Source organism: Pseudotabrizicola sp. 4114 (genome assembly GCF_031457365.1).
Classification (GTDB): Bacteria; Pseudomonadota; Alphaproteobacteria; order Rhodobacterales; family Rhodobacteraceae; genus Pseudotabrizicola.
Window position 1 is genome coordinate 217,991 of the sequence record NZ_JAVDWP010000005.1, and the last position, 20,897, is coordinate 238,887.

Here is a 20,897-nt window from a genome sequence, read left to right on the forward strand (position 1 = left end):
GAATGATGTGATGACGGACTTGGCGGAGCGTCTGAATAAGGCAGAGATCAACGGGGTCATCCTGCATGTCGGCGCAGGCCAGGGCGCTCAGCTTGACAGTTGGCTGGCAACGCGTGCCAAGCAGATTTTCCTTGTCGAGCCGAATGCTCAGCTGGCAGACAGCCTGACCCGGCGCGCAGAGTCCGAACCGCGACTGACTGTCATTGCCTCGGCTGTTGCCGACAGCAGCGGGACGGTGCCGCTGAATATCTTCAATTTTACCGAGCTTTCCAGCATTCGCGAACCGGGAGATGTCCTGAACCTGTTTCCCGGGCTGCGGGTGACCGAGCGGCCCATGGTGCCCGCCCTCGCCATGAGCGATCTGCTGGCGCAGCTGCCGCCCCCGGATGCGGATGGCGATCTTTTGGTGATCGACGCTCCGGGTGCCGAGGACATCGTGCTGAAAGGGCTGGCTGACCCTGACAGCTTGCGGCGTTTTTCGCGGATCATTCTGCAATGCGGAACCGAAGCGCTGTATCAGGGTGGACCGGCGGCAGCCGAGCTGAGCCGTGACCTGATCGCGCAAGGATATGCCCATACGCCCCTGACCAGCGATGACCCCGACTTCGTGGCCAGCCTGTTCACCTTTGATCGTGCCGCTTTTGCGCAAAAGGAAGCTCTGGCCCGCTTGCAGGCCGCGGAAGGCCAGACCGCGGCGTTGCAGCGGAAACTTGGCGATCTTGAAGCCGAAGTCACGTTGAAGACCAGCCTGCTGGATCAGGTTCGGACCACGCTGGCCGAGATGACTGCCAGCGCAAAGGCTCAGGGTGACTACAGCAAAAAGCTGGAGGCGCAGATTGCCGAGAATGCTGCAAGCCGCAAGGAAATTGACGCCAAGGTCGAGTGGCGGGGAAAACGCATCAAGGAACTCGGGGCCGAACTGGAAGAGGTGCGCACGACCATGGCGGCTGCGGCTGTCCAGCAATCCGCGCGCATCGCCGCGTTGGAGGGCGATCTGGCCGCGCGTGATCTGGCCCTGACCTCGGGGGTAAGTGCGACAGAGCAACTGGCCACCCGCGCCGTAGCCCTTCAGGACGAACTGGAAAGCCTGCGCGCGGAAACGGCAGCGGCGGCGGAACAGCAGGCGGCGCGTGTCGCCGCGTTGGAGGCGGATCTGGCCGCGCGTGAAGCAGCACTTGCTGCGGGCGCGAGTGCGGCAGAGCAGCTGGCCGGACATGCGCAGGGGCTTGCGGCAGAACTGGACAGCCTGCGCGCGGAAACGGCGGCGGCGGCGGAACAGCAGGCGGCGCGTGTCGCCGCGTTGGAGGCGGATCTGGCCGCGCGTGAAGCAGCACTTGCTGCGGGCGCAAGTGCGGCAGAGGAGCAGGCCGGACGTGCGGAGGCGCTGACGGCAGAACTGGACAACCTGCGCGCAGAAATGGCGGCGGCGGCGGAACAGCAGGCGGCGCGTGTCGCCACGTTGGAGGCGGATCTGGCCGCGCGGGACGCAGCACTTAGTGCGGGCGCGAGTGCGGCAGAGCAGCAGGCCGGACATGCGCAAGCGCTTGCGGCAGAACTGGACAACCTGCGCGCGGAAACGGCAGCGGCGGCGGAACAGCAGGCGGCGCGTATTGCCACGTTGGAGGCGGATCTGGCCGCGCGGGACGCAGCACTTAGTGCGGGCGCGAACGCGGCAGAGCAGCAGGCCGGACAGGCGAAAGCGCTTGCGGCAGAACTGGACAACCTGCGCGCGGAAACGGCGGCGGCGGCGGAACAGCAGGCGGCGCGTGTTGCCGCGTTGGAGGCGGATCTGGCCGCGCGGGACGCAGCACTTGCTGCGGGCGCGAGTGCGGCAGAGCAGCAGGCCAGGCGGATTGCGGCGCTGAAGGCCGAACTGGAGGCGAGCCTGCCTCGTGCCCGCCATAACGAGCAAGTGGAGGCGTTGAATAAGTCTCTGGCAGAGCGCGACGCAAACCTGAGCACCTTGCGGGCCGAAACGGCAGCAGCGGCGAAAAGTCAGTCCACGCGCATCGCCACGCTGGAAGCGGAACTGGCTGAGCAGCAGGCGGCTGTGGCCAAAGGTGCAAGTGCAACTGAGGAGCTGGTCGCGCATATCGCCACGCTGGAAGCAGAACTGGCTGAGCAGCAGGCGGCATTGACGACCAGCAAAAGTACGGCCGAAGACCGGGCGGCGCAGATCACCAGACTGAAGGCAGATCTTGCGGCACGCGACGAAGCCTTGGCCAAAAGCGTTGACGCGGCAGGGCAGCAGACTGCCCGGATCGCCGCGTTGAAAGCCGAACTGGAGGCAAGCCTTCCGCGTGCCCGCCACAATGAGCATGTCGAGGCGCTGAAAAAGTCTCTGGCAGATCGTGACGCAAACCTGAGCACCTTGCGCGCCCAAACGGCAGCGGCGGCAGAGACCCAGGCCAAGCGCATCACCACACTGGAGGCGGATCTGGCTGAGCAGCAGGCGGCTGCGGCCAAAGGCGCAAGTGCAGCTGAGGAGCATGAGACGCATATCGCCACGCTGAAGGCGGACCTTGCAACGCGCGACGCCGCGCTGTCAAAGCACAGCGAAGAGGCCGCGCAACAGGCGAAGCGGATCACCACGCTGGAAACCCAACTGGCAGCCAGCATTTCCGCCGCGACCCACGCACAGCAGATCGATTCCCTGAAAACGTCTCTGGCAGAGCGCGAAGCCGAGATGAAGGCGGTGCATCAGCAGGAAACCACGCTGTCGCTGCGCATGCTGGCCTTGCGCGATGCCGATCTGGCGGATCTGCGGTCGCGCTACACCCGGCTGCAATCGGACAAAGAGGAACAGGACCAGCTTTTGCAGGATCTGACCAGCCGGCTGACCGAGGCCGCCTATTACCTGCAGGATCTGGAACGCGAGGCGCCGGGCAGTCTGCTCCCGGTGGCACAGGCCGCCGTCAGCAAAGCCCCGGCCCGCGAGCCCGGCCGCAAGTCAAAGAAGCGCGCCAAATGAGCAGGCCGGACCCCCGCAGGCAGGAGCTGCACGACACCATCCGCTCGACGCTGACGCTGCTGAATGCGCGCTTGGCCGACCGGCCAAAGCGGGATCTCCCGGCACAGGCTTTGCCCAGTCTGCTGGAGCGGTGCCGTCAGATGACCGAAGACACCGCAAGACGTGGCCCGCCGCCGGTGCGACTGGTTCACCATCTGGCCTGCACGGGCGGCACCCTGATCAGCCGCTGTCTGGCGGCCCTGCCCAATGTACGCCTGCTGAGTGAAGTGGACCCGCTCAGCCAGATCAATGAGAAGGTCATGTTTGTTCCGACAGATATTGTGCGCCTGTCCCGCAAGGCGTCGCGCCCGGTGTCTTCGGAGGTTGAAACGCAGATCTTTCGTGCGGGGCTGGAGGTGGTACGTCAGGATTGCCGGAACCTTGGGCTTGATCTGGTGCTGCGCGATCATTCCCATGGTGCATTCGACTTTGGCAGCTACCGGCCAGACCGGCCCACCCTGCGCGAGATGCTGCAAGACCACATGCCGCTGCGCTCGCTGGTGACGGTGCGCCATCCGCTTGATTCTTTCTTGTCGCTGGTGAAAATGGGTTGGGACAAACATTTCGTTCCCGCCACGCTCGACGAATACGCACGGCGCTATCACCTGTTTCTTGACCGGCATGACGCGTTTGACATGCTGCGCTACGAGGACTTTCTGGAAGACCCCCGTGCGCATCTGCGACAGGCCTGTGCGACGCTGGATCTGACCTATTCCGATGGCTTTACAGAGCTGTTTCAGGCCTTCACCCTATCGGGAGACAGTGGCCGCAGCAGCGGCCGCATCGGCGCGCGTCCGCGTCAGCCGATCCCGGATCAGATGGAAGACCAGCGCCAGAAAAGCGAAAATTACGCCAAACTCTGCGCAAGGCTTGGCTACGAGGGGTGAGTGCCGGACGCCGCCTTTCGGTGGGAGCGGCACATACCGCAACGGCGCACGCAGAGCGACAAACAGTCCGTGACGGTTTGGGCATGACGCGTCGCGCGTCATGCCCGTAGCTGAGGTCAGCCTTCCAGGCTGACCGGCACGTCATAGCCGTGGGTCCGCAGCAGCGCGTGGCGTTGCGCGGCTTTCAGGTCATGCGCCACCATTTCGGCGCACATTTCCTGCGCAGTGATTTCCGGCACCCAGCCGAGTTTGGTCTTGGCCTTGGTCGGGTCACCCAGCAGGGTTTCCACTTCGGCGGGGCGGAAGTAGCGCGGGTCGATCCGCATCAGCACGTCGCCGGGTTTCACCGCAGGGGCCTTGTCGCCGGTGACCTGCGTTACGGTGGCGACTTCCTCGACGCCCGTCCCGGTGAATTCCAGAGAGATGCCCAGTTCCGCCGCCGTCCAGGTGATGAACTCGCGCACCGAATATTGCACGCCGGTCGCGATGACGAAATCGTCGGCGACATCCTGCTGCAGCATCATCCACTGCATCCGGACATAGTCCTTGGCATGGCCCCAGTCGCGCAGGGCGTCGATGTTGCCCATGAACAGACACTCTTCCAGCCCCTGTGCAATGTTGGACAGGCCGCGGGTGATCTTGCGGGTCACAAAGGTCTCGCCGCGGCGCGGGCTTTCGTGGTTGAACAGGATGCCGTTGCAGGCATACATGCCATAGGCTTCGCGGTAGTTCACCGTGATCCAGTAGGCGTACATCTTGGCCACCGCATAGGGCGAGCGGGGGTGGAAGGGCGTGGTTTCGCGCTGCGGGATCTCCTGCACCAGACCGTAGAGCTCTGAGGTGGAGGCCTGATAAAACCGGGTCTTTTTTTCCAGCCCGAGAAAGCGGATTGCCTCCAAAAGACGCAGAGTGCCCATTCCGTCAACATCTGCGGTATATTCGGGGGCCTCAAAGCTGACGGCGACATGGCTCTGGGCACCCAGATTGTACACCTCGTCAGGCTGCACTTCCTGCAGTATCCGGGTCAGGTTCGAACTGTCGGTCAGGTCGCCATAATGCAGCCGGAACCGGGCGTTGTCGATGTGCGGATCCTGATAGATGTGATCCACCCGCTGGGTGTTGAACAGCGAGGCGCGACGCTTGATGCCGTGCACCTCATATCCCTTTTCCAGAAGAAATTCAGCGAGATAGGATCCGTCCTGGCCGGTTACGCCGGTGATCAAGGCCTTTTTTGTCATGTCAAATCCTGCATGGGTCAATTCGTCGTCAAACACGCCGCTCTGCTGTGCGCAGGCCACCCACGGGGCGGGGCCTGCGCAAGAAACACAATGCGCCATCGCAGCCATAGCAACTGCCCGCGTCTTCGGCAACTGCCACCGCCGTCTGCGCGTCGAACGCGCAGGATCGTGCTGCGCGAATTTGCGGCAGTGCCCGGATCCCGCAACGGACCAGCGATTTTCCGGATCATTTGCGGGTGTAAAGTTCAAATGGCATCACAATTTGCATCATGACGGTCAGCCTTGAAGCGGCGGAACGGATCGGCCGGACCATCCTCAACGTTCTGTCGCAGGCAGAGCGTGTCCGGCCGCGCATTCTGACGCGCTTGAAATGTGGGTCGGCCCGGCAGAGGCCACGCTGGACCCCATCGGCGCACCCCGATCGGCTTTGCGGTGCAGGATGGCGCAGGTGACCAGCGCCTGACAGTACGCGGCGCGACAGATCGGCTTGACGCGCCGTTCAATCCCCCCTTTAAGCCCCGTGCAACCAAAAGTGCTCTGCTGCAGGTTATGACGTAAAACTCTGCAAACTACGGCGTCGCGCTACAGCCACAACACCACCTGTTGTCCACAGAAGATTTGCCAAGAAATCGCTTTACAGGGTTTCGCTTCTGCAACACCATATCTAGTATGGGCGTTGTCGGGCATACGCAGCGCCTTGCCAGACACCCAGCATTTCGTGGGTCACGCCCCGCGAAAGGCATCATGAAGAGGCCGGGCAATGTCACTATCCGAAGATTTCCTGTCGAACGACGATATGCACCCTATCGATATCGTCGAATCCCTGGCCGAACACCATGAGTGGGAGTTTGACCGGGTCACGGATGACCAGATCGCCATGGCGGTCGAAGGGCAGTGGCGCACCTATTCGCTGACCCTTGCCTGGTCGGCGCAGGATGAAACCCTGCGGCTGATCTGCACCTTCGAGATGGAGCCGCCCGAGGGCAAGCTGGCGGGGCTGCTCGATGTGCTCAACCGTTGCAATGATATGGTCTGGACCGGCGCGTTCACCTATTGGGCCGAGCAAAAGCTGATGGTCTGGCGCTATGGGCTGGTGCTGGCGGGCGGGCAGGTGGCCGGGCCGGAGCAGATCGACCGGCTGATTTCCAGCGCGGTGATGGCGGCGGAGCGGTTCTATCCGGCGTTCCAGCTGGTGGGTTGGGGCGACAAGACCCCCGCCGACGCGATGAAGGTTGCCATTGCCGAGGCCTACGGTCGCGCCTAACCTTGCCCCGTCAAGACGGGGAATGTGATGAACTTGGACAGGATCAACCGCCGGGGCCTTGTGCTGCTGGGATGCGGGAAAATGGGATCGGCCATGCTGGAAGGCTGGCTGGAGCGGGGGCTGTTGCCGCAGGCGACCTGGGTGATTGAACCGCACCCGTCGGACTGGCTGCAGGGGATTGCCGCCAAAGGCCTGACGCTGAACGGTGGCATGCCGGAGGCGCCCGCCGTGGTACTGATCGCGGTCAAGCCGCAGATGATGGGGGCCGCCCTGCCGCAGATTGCCGGGCTTGGCGGCGGTGACACGCTGATCGTGACCGTGGCGGCCGGGACGACCATTGCCACCTATGAGGCGGCGTTCGGCGCGGGCACGCATATCGTGCGCGCCATGCCCAACACGCCTGCCGCCGTCGGACGCGGGATCACCGCCATCACCGGAAATGCCGCGACAACGCCCGCCGATCTGGATCTTGCCGAAGCGCTGCTGTCGGCGGTGGGTCAGGTGGTGCGGCTGGAGGGCGAACATCAGATGGATGCCGTTACCGCCGTTTCCGGCTCAGGCCCGGCCTATGTGTTTCACCTGATCGAGGCGCTGGCGGCGGCGGGCGAGGCCGAGGGGCTGCCTGCAGCGCTGGCCATGCAACTCGCCCGCGCCACCGTCACCGGGGCGGGGGAGCTGGCCCATCGCGCCCCGGAAAGTGCGGAACAGTTGCGCATCAACGTGACCTCGCCCGGCGGCACCACGGCGGCGGCGTTGTCGGTGCTGATGGAGCCGGACACCGGCTTTCCGGCCCTGCTGCGCCGGGCGGTCAAGGCGGCGGCGGATCGTGGGCGGGAGCTTGGCAAATGATCAGCTACGACGATTTCCAACGGGTCGATATCCGCGTCGGGCGGATCACCCGTGCCGAACCCTTCCCCGAGGCGCGCAAGCCTGCAATCAAACTCTGGGTGGATTTCGGCGGCGAGATTGGCGAAAAGCGCTCCAGCGCGCAGCTGACGCGGCATTATACGCCCGAAACCCTGATCGGGCGGCAGGTGATGGCGGTGGTCAACTTTCCGCCGCGCCAGATCGGCAAGGTCTTGTCCGAAGTACTGGTGCTGGGCGTGCCGGATGATGAGGGTGAGGTGGTGCTGCTGTCGCCCGATCAAAACGTGCCGCAAGACGTGCCCTTGGGCGGAAGGATGTTCTGATGAAACTGTTGATCACACGACCCTTGCCGGATGACGTGACCGAGGCCGCGCGTGCCCGGTTTGAGGTCACGCAGCGGGAAAGCACGCGGCCCTTGACCGGCGACGAGATGCGCGCCAGCCTGCGCGCGTTTGACCTGATCCTGCCCACGCTGGGCGACCGCTATCAGGCCGATGTCTTTGCCGATGTACCAGAGCCGCGCGCGCGGATGCTGGCGAATTTCGGCGTGGGTTACAATCACATCGACGTGGCCGCCGCCCGTGCTGCCGGTCTGGTGGTCTCCAACACCCCCGGCGCGGTGACCGATGCCACCGCCGATATTGCCCTGACGCTGATGCTGATGACTGCCCGCCGCGCTGGTGAGGGCGAGCGGATGGTGCGTGCCGGTCGGTGGGAGGGCTGGCACCCGACCCAGATGCTGGGGATGCACGTGTCTGGCAAGCGTATCGGCATCATCGGCATGGGCCGGATCGGCAAGGCGATTGCACGCCGTGCGCAGGCGGGCTTCGGCATGGAGGTGGTGTTCTTCAACCGCTCTACGGTCGCCGAAGTCGGCGTGCCCGCGCGGCAGGTCAGCCTGTCCGAGGCGATGGCCGCCGATGTGGTGGTGCTGGCCGTGCCGGGTGGCAAGGACACCCATCACCTGATCAACGCCGACACGCTGACCCATATGCAGCCCCATGCCATTCTGGTGAACATCAGCCGGGGTGATGTGGTGGATGAGACCGCGCTTGCAGCGGCGCTGGTCGGGGGCCGTCTGGCCGGGGCCGGGCTGGATGTGTACGAGTTCGAGCCGCAGATCAATCCGGCGCTGATGGCCCTGGAAAATGTCACCCTGCTGCCGCATCTGGGCACCGCCGCATTGGAGGTGCGCGAGAGCATGGGGATGATGGCGGTCAACAACCTGATTGCTTTTGCCGAGGGGCGCCCGCTGCCCAACCCGGTGTAGCGGGCCCGGCTTTCACCTTGCCCAAATACTCCCCGCGGAGCGTCCGGCGGCTGGTGTCGGACGCTCCGCGGGGAGTATTTTGAAAGCAGCAATGCCAGATGTGGTGCCTATGCAATCGTGAGCGCGTAGCGTGATCTGTCCGGTTTATCAAATTCGCTGGATTTGCCTTGGTTTTGCCGGTGGCTTGCCATGCGCAGGCCCTGTCTTTGGGGCAGGGCTGGAGTCGTGATCCCTGTCCTCTAAGGGTCAGGGGCGCGAATGAGGAGCGGGGAATGGTCTGGCCGGAGCCGGTACGGGCGGAACAGGGCGGACCCTCGGTGGTGGCCGAGGGGATCTTGGCCACGACCCCGGTTGCCACGCCCGGCGGCTGGCGCGCGGCGGGCGATCTGATGCCTGGCGCGCAGGTCATGACCTTTGATGCGGGCAGTCAGCCGGTGATGCGGGCGTTGGTTCTGGCCTTCGAGGAGGCACCGCCCGGCCTCTGGCCGCTGCTGGTGCCAGCCTGGGCGATGGACAATCGCGAAGAGCTGGTGCTGCTGCCCGAACAGAAGGTGCTGATCGAGGCGGATGCGGCAGAAGATCTGTATGGCGACCCGTTTGCGCTGATCCCGGCACGCGCTTTGGAGGGGTTGCATGGCATCGCACGGTGCAGGCCACCGCCGCTGGCGGCGGTGGTTCAGCTGCAGTTCGCGCAGCATCAGGTGATCTATGCCAGCCGGGGGGTGTTGCTGTCGTGTGGCGGTGACCCGCTGGCCGATGCCGGGTGGCGTGCCCGCAGCTATACCAGCTATTCGCTGGCACAGGCCCGGCATCTGATCGTCTGCCTGATGGCGGAAGAGACCGGTGCTGCCCTGCGGATGGCAGAGCAGCACCGACCGGGATCGCGGGCCTAAGCCGCCTTGCGGGCGGCTTTGCCGTAAAAGGTGGCGCCCGTGGCGGCCATCTCGCCCAAAAGGTCTGGCACGGCAAAGCGCGCGCCTTCGCTGGCGGTCAGCGCGTCGCAGATCTCCACCGCGCGGGCCGCGCCGATGATGTCGAGCCAGCCGAACGGGCCGCCGGACCATGGCGCAAAGCCCCAGCCGAGGATCGCCCCGACATCGCCTTCGCGGATATCGGTCAACACGCCGTCTTCGAGCGCGCGCACCGCTTCCAGCACCTGTGCCATCAGCAGGCGGTGCTGCACCTGGGTCAGGTCCGGCTGGTCATCGGCGACCGAATAGTGCGCCGCCAGCCCGTCCCACAAGCCGCCGCGCTTGCCTGCATCGTCGTAGGTGTAAAAGCCTGCATTGGCCTTTTTGCCGATGCGGCCCTGATCGACCATCCAGAACAGCACCTCATCCACCGCGCTGTCAGGATAAGCGTCGCCCATGGCCAGCCTGGTGGCCTTGGCGATTTTCACGCCCAGATCAAGCGAGGTTTCGTCCACCAGCTGCAATGGCCCCAGCGGCATGCCGACGAGCTTGGCCGCATTCTCGACCAGAGCCGGTTCCACCCCTTCGGCCACCATGCGGATGCCTTCGTTGATATAGGGGATGATACAGCGGTTGGCGTAAAAGAAGCGCGCGTCATTGACCACGATCGGGGTCTTGCGGATCTGGCGGGCGAAATCGAGCGCCTTGGCCACCGCCACATCGCCGGTCTGTTTGCCGCGGATGATTTCCACCAGCATCATCTTGTCAACCGGCGAAAAGAAGTGGATGCCGATGAACTGCTCTGGCCGTTGGCTGGCGCGTGCCAGATCGGAAATCGGCAGGGTGGAGGTGTTGGTGGCAAAGATGCAGTCCGGCCCGACCACGGCCTCGACCTTGGCGGTCACATCGGCCTTGATCTTCATATCCTCAAACACCGCTTCGACGATCAGATCGCAGCCTGACAGCGTGGCATAGTCGGTGGTGGCGGTGATGCGGGCCAGCACCTCGGCCTTTTTCTCCGCCGTGACCTTCCGGCGCTGGATGCCCTTGTCGAGGATGCCTTCGGAATAGGCCTTGCCACGATCCGCCGCATCCTGCGCCGCGTCGATCAGCACAACCTCGATCCCCGCATTGGCCGAGACATAGGCGATGCCCGCCCCCATCATGCCCGCGCCGATGATGCCGACCTTTTTTACGGTCTGATCCGGGGCGTCTGGCCGGTTTGCGCCTTTTTCCAGCGCTTCCTTGTTGATGAACAGGCTGCGGATCATCGCAGACGAAGACGGGTTCATCAGCACCGAGGTAAAGTGCCGCGCCTCGATCTTCAGCGCCAGGTCAAACGGCACCATCGCGCCCTCATAAACCGCGCTCAGCAGCGCCCTGGCGGCAGGGTAGACGCCCATGGTCTTGCCATGCACCATCGCGGATGCACCGACAAAGGTCATGAAACCCGCCGGATGATAAGGGGCGCCACCGGGCATCTTGTAGCCCTTGGCATCCCAGGGTTTGACCAGATCCGCCTCTTTCGCCGACAGCACCCAGTCCTTGGCGCGGGTCAGCAAATCTTCGGGTGCCACCACCTCGTCAATCAGACCGCCCGCTTTTGCGCCCTTGGGGTCAGAGAGCTTGCCCTCCAGCAGATAGGGCGCGGCCATCATGGCACCCATCTTGCGCACCAGCCGGGTGGTGCCGCCTGCTCCGGGGAAGATGCCGACCATGATTTCCGGCAGGCCGATCTTTGCCTTGGGGTTATCCGCCGCGATGATGCGGTGGCAGGCCAGCGGCACTTCCAGCCCGATGCCAAGCGCGGTGCCCGGCAGCGCGGCTACAATCGGTTTGCCGCCTTTGAGCGTTTTGGGGTCCATCCCGGCGCGTTCGATCTTGCGCAGGATGGCGTGCATTTCCATGACACCGTCGAAAATCCCGGTCGCGCCCCCGTCATCACGCATCTTTGCGATCACGTTCAGATCCATCCCGCCGGCAAAATCCTTTTTGCCAGAGGTGATGATCACGCCCTTGACCGCAGGATCGGCGAGCGCGGTGTCAATATGGCCGTTCAGTTCCGCAAAGCCGGCAAGCGACATCACGTTCATCGACTTGTCCGGCACATCCCAGGTCAGGGTGGCGACGCCATTGGCATCAACGACATAGGTAAAATCGGTCATTCTTCCGGTCCTTTCCGAAGGTCGGTTCTGGCTGGGCTGGGCATCAGCAGCGGCCAGCGTGATTTGGCAACAGAATTGGTAATCGAGGCCGCACACCAACGCCCGTTGGTCCTGCGCAACGAGATCTGTGACGAAAACGGATCAAACACCCGCATTCCGCCCGCAATCACATGGGTGACATAGCGACCGGTGATCAGGTCAGGCGCAAGCAGCTGCGCGTTGTCCACCAGGCGGATATAGTCGGTCACCCGTTGTGATTTGAGCATTCCGCAGAAACTGGCGAAGCCCTCTTGCAGGTCTTCTTCCGTCGCAATCGAAATGCTTTCTGTGTGGGTCACAAGATGAAAGGGCACCACCACCCCGCTCCGGTAGGCCGCAAAATCCTCGGCCATGACGGCTGCTCCCATTTCATCCAGATAGGTCTGAAGGATGGTGGCGGCCTGCACGGCTATACCCGTTCGATGATGGTGGCGGCCCCCATGCCGGATGCGATGCACAGCGTGGCCAGGCCCACGCTCTTGCCAGTCCGCTCCAACTCGTCGAGCAGGGTGCCGATGATGATGGCCCCGGTCGCGCCCAAGGGATGGCCCATGGCGATGGAACCGCCGTTCGGGTTCACCCGCGCGGGGTCGACATCAAACGCCTGCATGAAACGCAGAACCACGCTGGCAAAGGCCTCATTGACCTCGAACAGATCAATGTCGCTGATGCTCATGCCCGCATCGCGCAGGATCTTTTCGGTCACCGGAACCGGGCCGGTCAGCATGATGGTGGGGTCTGTGCCGATCTTGGCCGTGGCCCGGATGCGCGCGCGCGGGGTCAGCCCATGCGCGCGCCCGAATTCGGCATTGCCGATCAGCACCGCCGCCGCACCGTCCACGATGCCTGACGAGTTGCCCGCATGGTGGATGTGATTGATCCGCTCCAGATGCGGGTATTTCATCATGGCAATCTTGTCGAAGCCCGGCATCACCTCGCCCATGTCCTTGAAGGCGGGTTTCAGCGCGCCAAGCGCCTGCATGTCGGTGCCGGGGCGCATGTATTCGTCATGATCCAGGATCGGCAGACCGTTCTGGTCGCGGATGGTGATGACCGATTTTGCAAAGCGGTTGTCGGCCCACGCCGCCGCCGCCCGGCGCTGCGATTCCATTGCCAGGGCATCGGCCATGTCGCGGGTAAAGCCGTATTCGGTGGCGATGATATCGGCAGAGATGCCCTGCGGCACGAAGTAGGTCTTCATCGCCAACGACGGATCGACGGCAATGGCCGCCCCGTCACTGCCCATGGCCACCCGGCCCATCATTTCGACCCCACCGGCGATATAGGCCTGACCGGCGCCCGCCTTGACCTGATTGGCAGCCAGGTTCACCGCCTCCATGCCAGAGGCGCAAAAGCGGTTGATGGCCAGACCGGGGATGCTCTCGTCCAGATCGGACAACAGCACCGCCGAGCGCGCCAGACAGCCGCCCTGTTCGCCCACCTGGGTCACATTGCCCCAGATCACATCTTCGACCGCGTGGCCTTCCAGCCCGTTGCGCTCTTTGACTGCGTTCAGGATTTTGGCCGACAGGGCGACCGAGGTCAGCTCGTGCAGGCTGCCATCGGGGCGGCCCTTGCCGCGTGGGCTGCGGACTGCATCATAGATAAAAGCGTCTGACATGGGGTCCTCTCCTTATGCCCGGTCTGATGGATTGCCGGGCATCAAATCATAGGGATGTTTCCAGCCGGGCAGCGCCGCGATGCGGTCAAGCCAGGCGTCGATATGGGGCCAGTCCTTGCGGTCAAAGCCAAAAGGTTCGGGGTAATAGAGATAGCCGCAACAGGACAGATCGGCGATGGTCACCCCATCGCCCACCATCCAGTCGCGCCGCGCCAGATGCGCGTCGAGCACGGCATAGGACGCTTTCAGCCTGCTTTGCAGAAACGGCACCACACCTTCGGGCCGCTTGTCGACCGGCGCAAAATTCATCAGGAAGCGGACCGTGCCGATCTGGGTCGACAGTTTGTGATTGTCCCACAACAGCCAGCGCACCACCTCGTTCCTGGCTTTGACCGTGGCCCCGCCCAAAGCCCCCGCCCTTGCCGCGATATGCAGCAGAATCGCACCGGATTGGGTCAGAACGGCCTCGCCATCGACCAGCACGGGCACTTCACCCATCTCATTGACCGCGCGAAACTCAGCCGTGCGGGTCTCGCCGTTGAAGAAATCGACATAGCGCGGCCGCCAGGGCGTGCCGGTCAGGGCAAGGGCAAGCGCACATTTATAGGCATTGCCGCTCTCGCCAAAGCAATACAGGTGCACCATGCTCTCTTCCGCCAGTTCAGTCGTCTGATCTTCCACTGCTATCGGCCCTCCCAGACCTGCCGGGGTCACCGGGGGTTTCACACCCCCGGACCCCCGTGGAGTATTTTTGCCAAGATGAAACAAGGAATGGTTAACCTTGTCATCCTATCGTCAAACGCGCGGTACAGGCTGGAGAGCCGATGACCGCCCAAGGTGAAGCCCCGCTCCGAAGCCCCGCATAGCCAAAGCGGACAGTCGGGGCGGGGTGGACGCGGGCCTTTTCATCTTGGCCCAAATACTCCCCCGCCGGAGGCGTCCGCCGCGTCAGATTGCGCAACAATCAGTGTTTGCGCGCCTCCAGCTCCGAATTGAACAGCCGCAGCCGGTGGGTCAGGTTCTCCTTGTGGGTGACGCTGTCGAAATGCTCGAACAAGAACGACAGCGCCTCGCCTTCATCCAGCCCGGCCTCGGTGGCAAAGCGCTTCAACCGGCGATAGCCGTCCTCGGTCATCGCAACGGGAAAGCGGCGGGTCAGGCGAAAGCGTTTGGGCATCGGGTTTCTCCGGCTGGGGCCGGGGGGATTTTTCGCAGAAAAATCGTGATCCCCCGACGTTTTGCGCAGCTTAGAACGCCTCGGCAGACAAGGCCATGACCGTGTCCGCCCCGGTTTCGATCCGGGCCAGGTGCATGGTGCAGGCGGGCAGCTGGCGGGCCATGTAGAACCGTCCGGTGGCGATCTTGGCCTCCAGATAATCGCGGTCGGCGTGGCCGGCGTCCAGCGCGTCATAGGCGGCTTTTGCCATCCGGGTCCACATCAGGCCCAGGCAGACATGGCCCATAAGGTGCATGAAGTCATACGACCCTGACAGCGCCGCGTTCGGGTTCTTCATGCCCGCCTGCATGAAGAACATGCCCGCCTGTTGCAGCTGCTTGGATGCGGTTTTCAGCGGCTCGGCAAAGCCTTTCATCCGGTCATCACCGTCATGCGCCTTGCATTCCGCCTTCAGCATCTCAAAGAATGCCATCACATGCTTGCCGCCATCCTGTGCCAGCTTGCGGCCCACCAGATCCAGCGCCTGTACGCCGTTGGCACCCTCATAGATCATGGCGATCCGGGCATCGCGGGCGAACTGGCTCATGCCCCATTCTTCGATATAGCCATGCCCGCCAAACACCTGCTGGGCCTGCACGGCCATGTCAAAGCCCTTGTCGGTCTGGAACCCCTTGATCACCGGGATCATCAGGCTGACCAGCCCCTCGGCCGCGGCATCGCCCTGCCGCACCGAGCGGTCGATCAGATGGGCAGCCCAGAAGGTCAGGGCGCGCGCACCTTCGACGAAAGACTTCTGCTCCATCAGATTGCGGCGGATGTCGGGGTGGACGATCAGCGGATCGGCGGGGCCGGAGGGGTTTTCCGCCCCGGTCACGGCGCGGCCTTGCAGGCGGTCCTTGGCATAGGCCAGCGCATTTTCATAGGCCGCTGCAGCCTGGGCATAGCCTTGCAGGCCAACACCCAGCCGCGCCTCGTTCATCATCGTGAACATGGCCCGCATGCCCTTGTGCAGATCGCCCAGCAGCCAGCCCTTTGCCCCGTCATAGTTCATGACGCAGGTGGCATTGCCGTGGATGCCCATCTTTTCTTCAATCTTGCCGCAGGACAAGGCGTTGCGCTCGCCGAGCGAGCCATTCTCGTTCACCAGAAACTTCGGCACGATGAACAGCGAAATTCCCTTGGTGCCGTCGCCGCCGCCAGGGGCCTTGGCCAGCACCAGATGGATGATGTTTTCGGCCAGATCATGCTCGCCCGCCGAGATGAAGATCTTTTGTCCGGTGATCAGATAGCTGCCATCGTCCTGCGGGTCGGCCTTGGTGCGCATCAGCCCCAGATCGGTGCCGCAATGCGGTTCGGTCAGGTTCATGGTGCCGGTCCAGTCGCAGGACACCAGCTTTGGCAGATAGGTCGTCTTCTGCGCGGCGGTGCCATGGGTGTGGATCGCGGAATAGGCGCCGTGGGTCAGGCCCTGATACATGTTGAAGGCCATATTGGCCGAGACGAAAATCTCGCCCACGGCAGAGCCCATGAGGTAAGGCAGGCCCTGACCGCCATACTCCGGGTCGCAATCAAGAGCGGTCCAGCCACCCTCTTTCATCGCCCTGAACGCGGCGTCAAAGCCCTTGGGCGTGCGCACCACGCCGTTTTCCAGCACACAGCCTTCGCGGTCGCCGACCGCATTCAGCGGGGCGAGCAGGTCAGAGGCCACCTTGCCCGCCTCTTCCAGCACGGCCGCCGTGAAGCCTTCGTCCAGTTCGGCATAGCCGGGGGTGTCGGCGGCGGTGACCTTGAGGACGTTGTGCAGCAGGAACTGCATGTCCTTTACGGGGGCGGTATAGGTTGGCATCGGTGCTCTCTCCCTTAGACGATCTTTGTGGTCATTCTGCCGCCCGGCGCAGGCCGGCGATCATTTCGCCGCCCGCGTCCAGTTCGGCCTTCAACTCGGTAATCGCCACGTCCAGTTCGGCGCGCTGCGCCTCCATCTGGGCGAGGCGGTGCTGGGCCAGTTCATAGGTGCGGATCGTCTGGGCATGGTTGGACCCATCGCGATCGTACAGATCAAGGATCTGGCGGATATCTTCCAGACTGAAGCCAAACCGCTTGCCGCGCAAAATCAGCTTCAGCCGGGCACGGTCATGCCGGGTGAACAGACGACGGGTGCCGTCGCGCTGCGGAAACAGCAGTTCTTTCGCCTCATAGAACCGCAGGGTGCGGGGGGTGACATCAAAAGCGTCACACATCTGGCGAATGGTCATCAGATCATTTGTCATTGTCATACACTCACGAACACGTCCATCTGACCAGCAGATGTGTGCTTTCAGGTGACCATACTAGAGTGCTTGACGTTAACGTAAATGTAACGTCACGTCAGAAAACAAGGTGACGTGATGTCAGGTCAGTCCAGTTTTGACAGCGCATCGACCGTTGTTGCCCGCAGGGCGCGCAGATCGTCGATTGTGGCATCCAGCTCGGCCTTTTGCCGTTCCAGCTCGCCCAGCTGGCGGTCGGCGAGGCCAAGAAAGGTCTCGTACTGCGGGCGCGTGCCCTGCTGAACATACATCAGCAGCCATTGCCGGATCTCTTCCAGACTGAAGCCAAACCGCCGCCCGCGCAGGATCAGCGTCATCCGCGCCAGCTCGCGCGGGCCGTAAAACCGGGCGCGGCCCTCTTTTTCGGGAGAGAGCAGTTCGATGTATTCGTAATAGCGCAGGGTGCGCGGGGTGACATCGAACCGGGCGCACATTTCCTTGAAGCTGAGGCGGCTGGTGTCGGTCATCGCGGTCCTCCGTTGACACAACCTATGCGGGGATCACAGCGCGCGCAATGTCCGCGCATGCAATTCGCGGCTTGCAGCGCCGGGCGAAGCGGGGATTATGGGCAGCGAGGGAGCGCCCATGACCGATATCATCCGCATTGCGCGACAATTCATCGAAGCCATTCCGCATGCCCGCGCGCTGGGGATGGCGTTTGACAGCCTTGGCGATGGCAAGGCTGTGATTTCCATGCCTTATGACCCGCGCTTTGTTGGTGACCCGGCAACCGGGGTGATCCATGGCGGCGCGGTGTCGGCGCTGATGGACACCGCATCGGGTGCGGCGGTGATGTGCCATCCGACTGCCCCTGCGTCGACGGCGACGCTGGATCTGCGGATCGACTACTTCCGCGCCGCGACCCCGGGGCAGGCAATCACGGCGCGGGCCGAGTGTTATCATGTGACCCGCTCTGTCGCCTTTGTGCGGGTGACCGCCACCGATGAGGATGAGGCGCGCCCGGTGGCCGCCGCCACCGGCGCCTTTACGCTGGACCGCCCGAAAGGAGCTGCGACATGACATCAGCGCGCCCCGAACCTGTGCAGGTGATCAAGCAACGCCGGGACGGGGCCCTGCGGGGCCTGCTGTCAGGCGTGCCCTATATCGCCTATCTCGGCATCCAGTTCGACCGTCGCGGTGATGAGCTGACCGCGATCCTGCCGTTTGACGAAAAGCTGATCGGCAACCCGGCTTTGCCTGCGCTGCATGGGGGCGTTACGGCGGCCTTTCTGGAGGTGGCGGCGATCATCGAGCTGGCCTGGGGCAGCCTGTGGGAAGAGATGGAGGCGGGGCGGGTGGACCCCACCGCCGAGATGGGGCCGGTGCGCCTGCCCAAGACCATTGATTTTACCGTCGATTACCTGCGCTCCGGCCTGCCGCGCGATGCCTATGCGCGGGCGCGGATCAACCGTTCGGGGCGGCGCTATGCGAGCGTCCATGTCGAGGCCTGGCAAGACAACCGCGCCCGGCTGTTTGCCCAAGGCACCGGGCATTTCCTGATGCCATCGCCGCCGGGAACACCGGCAGAGTGACCGCGGCTAGCGTTTCATCAGCCGGAACGCGGCTGAGGCACCGTAGCCCGCGATCACCGCAATCAGCAGCGACAGCAGGCCATAGATCAGCGGCTGATCGCGCGACATGTTGAACAAGAACCGCTCCAACCCCTCTTTGCGCACGTTGATCTGACGCTCGATCCGGTCCACCACCTGCCCGTCACGGGTCAGAAAGATCCGCACGACATACAGCCCTTCGGTCAGATTGGCCGGCAAGACCACATCCGAGCGGAACAGCGTGCCTTGGGTGAACTGCACCGAGCGTTCGTTGAGCCGGTAGCGGCCTTCGGCTGCGCGCACGCGCACCAGAGCATCCAGAAACTCCGGCGCGTTTTCGGCCTGTTGCGAGATTCCGACCGCCCGGATCGCCCGCGGAATGGTGATCTGGTGACGCAGGTTCTCGGTCTCGGTCAGGATGTCCCTGAGATGGCCGGTGGTCGCGATGGCATAAAACGACGGGGCACTGGCGATCTGCACCGACTCACGGTTGATCCAGATGCCGGCGGTGCGGTCTTTCTTGCGCACGGTGATCGGGGTCGACGGCCCCTCGACCGTGATGATCACATGCAGCGCGCCCGGTGGGGCAGGGGCAGTCCGCCGGACCGCCCCATAGATCAAAATCTCGGACCCCTCAAAATCCGCCGTGATCGAGACCCGGTTCTGGCTGAGGCCCGCAACAATATCCTCACCCGCCGCCAAGGCGGGCAGGGCGGACAGCAACCAGAGCAATGCCGCGCGGATCATGGCAGCAACCCCGGTGTGATGGTGTACAGCTCGGACGGGCGCAGCAGCAGGTCCAGCGCGATCTTGGCCGCCACACCCAGCACCAGAAGCGACAAGAGGATGCGCAACTGCTCGGCCTTCAGCCGGCCGCTGACCTGTGCGCCGATCTGCGCGCCGATCACCCCACCCAGGATCAGCAGCACCGCCAGCATCATATCCACGGTGTTGGCGGTGACCGCGTGCATCAGCGTGGTAAAGGCGGTGACAAAGATGATCTGGAACAACGAGGTGCCGATCACCACCTTGGTTGGCATCCCCAGCAGATAGATCATCGCGGGCACCATGATGAACCCGCCGCCGACCCCCATGATCGCCGCCAGAAACCCGACCAGCGCCCCGACCGCCAGCGGCGGCAGCACCGAGATATAGAGGCCCGAGGCGCGGAATTTCATCTTGAACGGCAGGCCATGCACCCAGTTGTGCGTATGCGACCGCCGGATCGGCCCACCGGGCCGGTTCGCGCGCCGCAACGCGACCACCGATTCCCAGAACATGGTCAGACCGATCAGCCCCAGAAACAGCACGTAGGACAGCTGCACGAACAGATCGACCTGACCCGCCGCCGTCAGCCGCGCAAAGAACCAGACCCCGCCCGCCGATCCGACCAGACCGCCCGCCAGCAGGACGAAGCCCATCGGAAAATCCACCGCCTTGCGCTTGACCTGCGCCAGTACGCCCGAAACCGACGAGGCCACCACCTGATTGGCCCCGGTCGCCACCGCGATGGTAGGGGGAATCCCGATGAAAAACAGCAAGGGCGTGATCAGAAACCCGCCGCCGACACCGAACAGCCCCGACAGAAACCCCACGACACCGCCGATTCCCAGAAGCAGGAAGAGATTGACCGAAATATCGGCAATAGGGAGAAAGATCTGCATGTCGGGCCCCGGCAGGCGAAAGGGCGGTCAGTCCAAAGGCTTGCGCGCCTTTGGCCGCGAAGTCAAATCCCGATCCGTCTCATCGGAGATTGCTCAGGAAATGCCTGAGGATGCGTTCCAGTTTTGCCGCACCCATGGGTGCCATCGCTTTGGTATGCTCATGGCTGATCTGCTCATCCGACATGCCCGCCGCCATATTGGTGATGGTCGAGATCGCAGCACAGCGCAGACCCAGAAAACGGCCCAGAATGATCTCGGGCACGGTCGACATGCCAACGGCATCGGCCCCCAGCAGTTTGAGCATGCGGATTTCCGCCGGGGTTTCAAATGACGGGCCGGAATACCAGGCGTAAACCCCGTCCTTGATGTCGATGCCCTGGGCCTGCGCACTGGCGCGCAGCGCGGCGCGCAGGCCGGGGTTATGGGCATCGGTCATCGGCACGAAACGCGCATCCGTCGGCTCGCCGATCAAGGGGTTCAACCCGTTGTAATTGATGTGATCCGACAACAGCATCAGATCGCCCGGCGGAATGTCCGGGCGCATCGACCCGGCGGCATTGGTCAGGATCAGGCTGTCTGCCCCAAGTTCCTTCAGCACCTCCAGCGCCAGACGCATCGCAGCCGGGTTGCCCTTTTCATAGTAATGCTCGCGCGCGCCAAACACCGCCACCCGCACCCCTTCCAGTGTGCCGATGTGCAGGTTCGGATTGTGCCCCGACACCGCGACATGCGGAAAGCCGGGCAGATCGGCATAGGGAATGGCAACCCCATCAACCGCATGGGCCAGATGACCAAGGCCCGAGCCCAGGATCAGCCCCAGCCTGACCGGCGCGTCGCCGGCCCGCTCCCGGATCAGGCGCATTGCCTCGGATGTGTTGCTCATGCTTCTTGCCTTCTTTGTTGTGGAAACCCCGGGGGCGTAAAA

General features: G+C 63.6%; 21 protein-coding genes. 9 read left to right on the top strand and 12 right to left on the bottom strand.

Features of this window, described 5'->3' with window-relative positions; all coding sequences use genetic code 11:
* The first annotated feature begins 10 nt into the window (after positions 1 to 10).
* The gene (locus J2X53_RS13770; protein ID WP_349038066.1) at positions 11 to 2,971 is read left to right on the top strand and encodes a hypothetical protein; all 2,961 of its coding nucleotides are present in this window, start codon (positions 11 to 13) and stop codon (positions 2,969 to 2,971) included.
* A complete protein-coding gene (locus J2X53_RS13775) occupies positions 2,968 to 3,897 on the top strand; it encodes a sulfotransferase (RefSeq protein ID WP_349038067.1) in 930 nt (309 codons plus the stop codon). The genes J2X53_RS13770 and J2X53_RS13775 overlap by 4 nt, the downstream gene beginning before the upstream one ends.
* 116 nt (positions 3,898 to 4,013) lie before the next feature.
* Here the strand turns inward: J2X53_RS13775 and gmd are convergent, their stop codons facing one another.
* Positions 4,014 to 5,135 carry a GDP-mannose 4,6-dehydratase gene (gene gmd / locus J2X53_RS13780; protein WP_349038068.1) on the bottom strand — a complete coding sequence of 374 codons (1,122 nt, stop codon included), beginning with the start codon at positions 5,133 to 5,135 and terminating at the stop codon, positions 4,014 to 4,016.
* Positions 5,136 to 5,895: 760 nt separating this feature from the next.
* Between gmd and J2X53_RS13785 the strand changes: the two genes are divergently transcribed.
* The 5 genes from J2X53_RS13785 to J2X53_RS13805 all read left to right on the top strand — a co-directional run bounded on the left by J2X53_RS13785 (position 5,896) and on the right by J2X53_RS13805 (position 9,429).
* On the top strand, positions 5,896 to 6,399 hold the full coding sequence (locus tag J2X53_RS13785) for a YbjN domain-containing protein (protein ID WP_349038069.1): 504 nt from the start codon (positions 5,896 to 5,898) through the stop codon (positions 6,397 to 6,399).
* 27 nt (positions 6,400 to 6,426) lie between these two features.
* A complete protein-coding gene (gene proC, locus J2X53_RS13790; RefSeq protein WP_349038070.1) occupies positions 6,427 to 7,248 on the top strand; it encodes a pyrroline-5-carboxylate reductase in 822 nt (273 codons plus the stop codon).
* A complete protein-coding gene (locus J2X53_RS13795; RefSeq protein WP_349038071.1) occupies positions 7,245 to 7,589 on the top strand; it encodes a tRNA-binding protein in 345 nt (114 codons plus the stop codon). Before proC ends, J2X53_RS13795 begins: the two co-directional genes overlap by 4 nt.
* Entirely contained in the window at positions 7,589 to 8,536 is a 948-nt protein-coding gene (locus tag J2X53_RS13800) for a D-glycerate dehydrogenase (RefSeq protein WP_349038072.1), read from the top strand. Before J2X53_RS13795 ends, J2X53_RS13800 begins: the two co-directional genes overlap by 1 nt.
* A gap of 272 nt (positions 8,537 to 8,808) precedes the next feature.
* A complete protein-coding gene (locus J2X53_RS13805; protein ID WP_349038073.1) occupies positions 8,809 to 9,429 on the top strand; it encodes a Hint domain-containing protein in 621 nt (206 codons plus the stop codon).
* Here J2X53_RS13805 and J2X53_RS13810 read toward each other — a convergent pair.
* From J2X53_RS13810 to J2X53_RS13845, 8 genes are all read right to left on the bottom strand, one after another.
* Positions 9,426 to 11,612: a 3-hydroxyacyl-CoA dehydrogenase NAD-binding domain-containing protein gene (locus tag J2X53_RS13810; RefSeq protein ID WP_349038074.1), complete on the bottom strand. Its 2,187-nt coding sequence runs from the start codon at positions 11,610 to 11,612 to the stop codon at positions 9,426 to 9,428. The two genes, J2X53_RS13805 and J2X53_RS13810, sit on opposite strands and share 4 nt — an antisense overlap.
* Complete coding sequence (locus J2X53_RS13815; protein ID WP_349038075.1) at positions 11,609 to 12,058, bottom strand: hypothetical protein; 450 nt, start codon at positions 12,056 to 12,058, stop codon at positions 11,609 to 11,611. The genes J2X53_RS13810 and J2X53_RS13815 overlap by 4 nt, the downstream gene beginning before the upstream one ends.
* A gap of 2 nt (positions 12,059 to 12,060) precedes the next feature.
* Complete coding sequence (locus J2X53_RS13820; protein ID WP_349038076.1) at positions 12,061 to 13,272, bottom strand: acetyl-CoA C-acetyltransferase; 1,212 nt, start codon at positions 13,270 to 13,272, stop codon at positions 12,061 to 12,063.
* A gap of 12 nt (positions 13,273 to 13,284) precedes the next feature.
* Complete coding sequence (locus J2X53_RS13825) at positions 13,285 to 13,917, bottom strand: glutathione S-transferase (protein WP_349038202.1); 633 nt, start codon at positions 13,915 to 13,917, stop codon at positions 13,285 to 13,287.
* Between the two features lie 319 nt (positions 13,918 to 14,236).
* On the bottom strand, positions 14,237 to 14,449 hold the full coding sequence (locus J2X53_RS13830) for a hypothetical protein (protein WP_349038077.1): 213 nt from the start codon (positions 14,447 to 14,449) through the stop codon (positions 14,237 to 14,239).
* Between the two features lie 70 nt (positions 14,450 to 14,519).
* The gene (locus J2X53_RS13835) at positions 14,520 to 16,295 is read right to left on the bottom strand and encodes an acyl-CoA dehydrogenase C-terminal domain-containing protein (RefSeq protein WP_349038078.1); all 1,776 of its coding nucleotides are present in this window, start codon (positions 16,293 to 16,295) and stop codon (positions 14,520 to 14,522) included.
* Positions 16,296 to 16,326: 31 nt separating this feature from the next.
* Positions 16,327 to 16,719: a MerR family DNA-binding transcriptional regulator gene (locus tag J2X53_RS13840; RefSeq protein ID WP_349038203.1), complete on the bottom strand. Its 393-nt coding sequence runs from the start codon at positions 16,717 to 16,719 to the stop codon at positions 16,327 to 16,329.
* Positions 16,720 to 16,844: 125 nt separating this feature from the next.
* Positions 16,845 to 17,225, bottom strand: coding sequence for a MerR family DNA-binding transcriptional regulator (locus J2X53_RS13845; protein WP_118149789.1), 381 nt, complete (start codon positions 17,223 to 17,225; stop codon positions 16,845 to 16,847).
* A 118-nt stretch (positions 17,226 to 17,343) separates the two neighbouring features.
* Here J2X53_RS13845 and J2X53_RS13850 point away from each other — a divergent pair, with 118 nt between their 5' ends.
* Positions 17,344 to 17,778 (top strand): PaaI family thioesterase, encoded by a 435-nt coding sequence (locus J2X53_RS13850; RefSeq protein WP_349038079.1) that lies wholly within the window; start codon positions 17,344 to 17,346, stop codon positions 17,776 to 17,778.
* Entirely contained in the window at positions 17,775 to 18,290 is a 516-nt protein-coding gene (locus tag J2X53_RS13855) for a PaaI family thioesterase (protein WP_349038080.1), read from the top strand. Before J2X53_RS13850 ends, J2X53_RS13855 begins: the two co-directional genes overlap by 4 nt.
* A 6-nt stretch (positions 18,291 to 18,296) precedes the next feature.
* Here J2X53_RS13855 and J2X53_RS13860 read toward each other — a convergent pair whose 3' ends face one another.
* From J2X53_RS13860 to J2X53_RS13870, 3 genes are all read right to left on the bottom strand, one after another.
* A complete protein-coding gene (locus J2X53_RS13860; protein ID WP_349038081.1) occupies positions 18,297 to 19,055 on the bottom strand; it encodes a TIGR02186 family protein in 759 nt (252 codons plus the stop codon).
* Positions 19,052 to 19,972, bottom strand: coding sequence for a sulfite exporter TauE/SafE family protein (locus J2X53_RS13865; RefSeq protein ID WP_349038082.1), 921 nt, complete (start codon positions 19,970 to 19,972; stop codon positions 19,052 to 19,054). Before J2X53_RS13865 ends, J2X53_RS13860 begins: the two co-directional genes overlap by 4 nt.
* A gap of 79 nt (positions 19,973 to 20,051) precedes the next feature.
* Positions 20,052 to 20,855, bottom strand: a complete 804-nt coding sequence (locus J2X53_RS13870) for a purine-nucleoside phosphorylase (RefSeq protein ID WP_349038083.1) — start codon at positions 20,853 to 20,855, stop codon at positions 20,052 to 20,054.
* Positions 20,856 to 20,897: the final 42 nt, after the last annotated feature.

What these genes read in the sequence shown, in the direction of transcription:
- J2X53_RS13770 (WP_349038066.1), top strand. Translation starts at nt 11, where the DNA reads ATGACGGACTTGGCGGAGCGTCTGAATAAGGCAGAGATCAACGGGGTC.
- J2X53_RS13775 (WP_349038067.1), top strand. Translation starts at nt 2,968, where the DNA reads ATGAGCAGGCCGGACCCCCGCAGGCAGGAGCTGCACGACACCATCCGC.
- gmd (WP_349038068.1), bottom strand. Translation starts at nt 5,135, where the DNA reads ATGACAAAAAAGGCCTTGATCACCGGCGTAACCGGCCAGGACGGATCC.
- J2X53_RS13785 (WP_349038069.1), top strand. Translation starts at nt 5,896, where the DNA reads ATGTCACTATCCGAAGATTTCCTGTCGAACGACGATATGCACCCTATC.
- proC (WP_349038070.1), top strand. Translation starts at nt 6,427, where the DNA reads ATGAACTTGGACAGGATCAACCGCCGGGGCCTTGTGCTGCTGGGATGC.
- J2X53_RS13795 (WP_349038071.1), top strand. Translation starts at nt 7,245, where the DNA reads ATGATCAGCTACGACGATTTCCAACGGGTCGATATCCGCGTCGGGCGG.
- J2X53_RS13800 (WP_349038072.1), top strand. Translation starts at nt 7,589, where the DNA reads ATGAAACTGTTGATCACACGACCCTTGCCGGATGACGTGACCGAGGCC.
- J2X53_RS13805 (WP_349038073.1), top strand. Translation starts at nt 8,809, where the DNA reads ATGGTCTGGCCGGAGCCGGTACGGGCGGAACAGGGCGGACCCTCGGTG.
- J2X53_RS13810 (WP_349038074.1), bottom strand. Translation starts at nt 11,612, where the DNA reads ATGACCGATTTTACCTATGTCGTTGATGCCAATGGCGTCGCCACCCTG.
- J2X53_RS13820 (WP_349038076.1), bottom strand. Translation starts at nt 13,272, where the DNA reads ATGTCAGACGCTTTTATCTATGATGCAGTCCGCAGCCCACGCGGCAAG.
- J2X53_RS13825 (WP_349038202.1), bottom strand. Translation starts at nt 13,917, where the DNA reads ATGGTGCACCTGTATTGCTTTGGCGAGAGCGGCAATGCCTATAAATGT.
- J2X53_RS13830 (WP_349038077.1), bottom strand. Translation starts at nt 14,449, where the DNA reads ATGCCCAAACGCTTTCGCCTGACCCGCCGCTTTCCCGTTGCGATGACC.
- J2X53_RS13835 (WP_349038078.1), bottom strand. Translation starts at nt 16,295, where the DNA reads ATGCCAACCTATACCGCCCCCGTAAAGGACATGCAGTTCCTGCTGCAC.
- J2X53_RS13840 (WP_349038203.1), bottom strand. Translation starts at nt 16,719, where the DNA reads ATGACAAATGATCTGATGACCATTCGCCAGATGTGTGACGCTTTTGAT.
- J2X53_RS13845 (WP_118149789.1), bottom strand. Translation starts at nt 17,225, where the DNA reads ATGACCGACACCAGCCGCCTCAGCTTCAAGGAAATGTGCGCCCGGTTC.
- J2X53_RS13850 (WP_349038079.1), top strand. Translation starts at nt 17,344, where the DNA reads ATGACCGATATCATCCGCATTGCGCGACAATTCATCGAAGCCATTCCG.
- J2X53_RS13855 (WP_349038080.1), top strand. Translation starts at nt 17,775, where the DNA reads ATGACATCAGCGCGCCCCGAACCTGTGCAGGTGATCAAGCAACGCCGG.
- J2X53_RS13860 (WP_349038081.1), bottom strand. Translation starts at nt 19,055, where the DNA reads ATGATCCGCGCGGCATTGCTCTGGTTGCTGTCCGCCCTGCCCGCCTTG.
- J2X53_RS13865 (WP_349038082.1), bottom strand. Translation starts at nt 19,972, where the DNA reads ATGCAGATCTTTCTCCCTATTGCCGATATTTCGGTCAATCTCTTCCTG.
- J2X53_RS13870 (WP_349038083.1), bottom strand. Translation starts at nt 20,855, where the DNA reads ATGAGCAACACATCCGAGGCAATGCGCCTGATCCGGGAGCGGGCCGGC.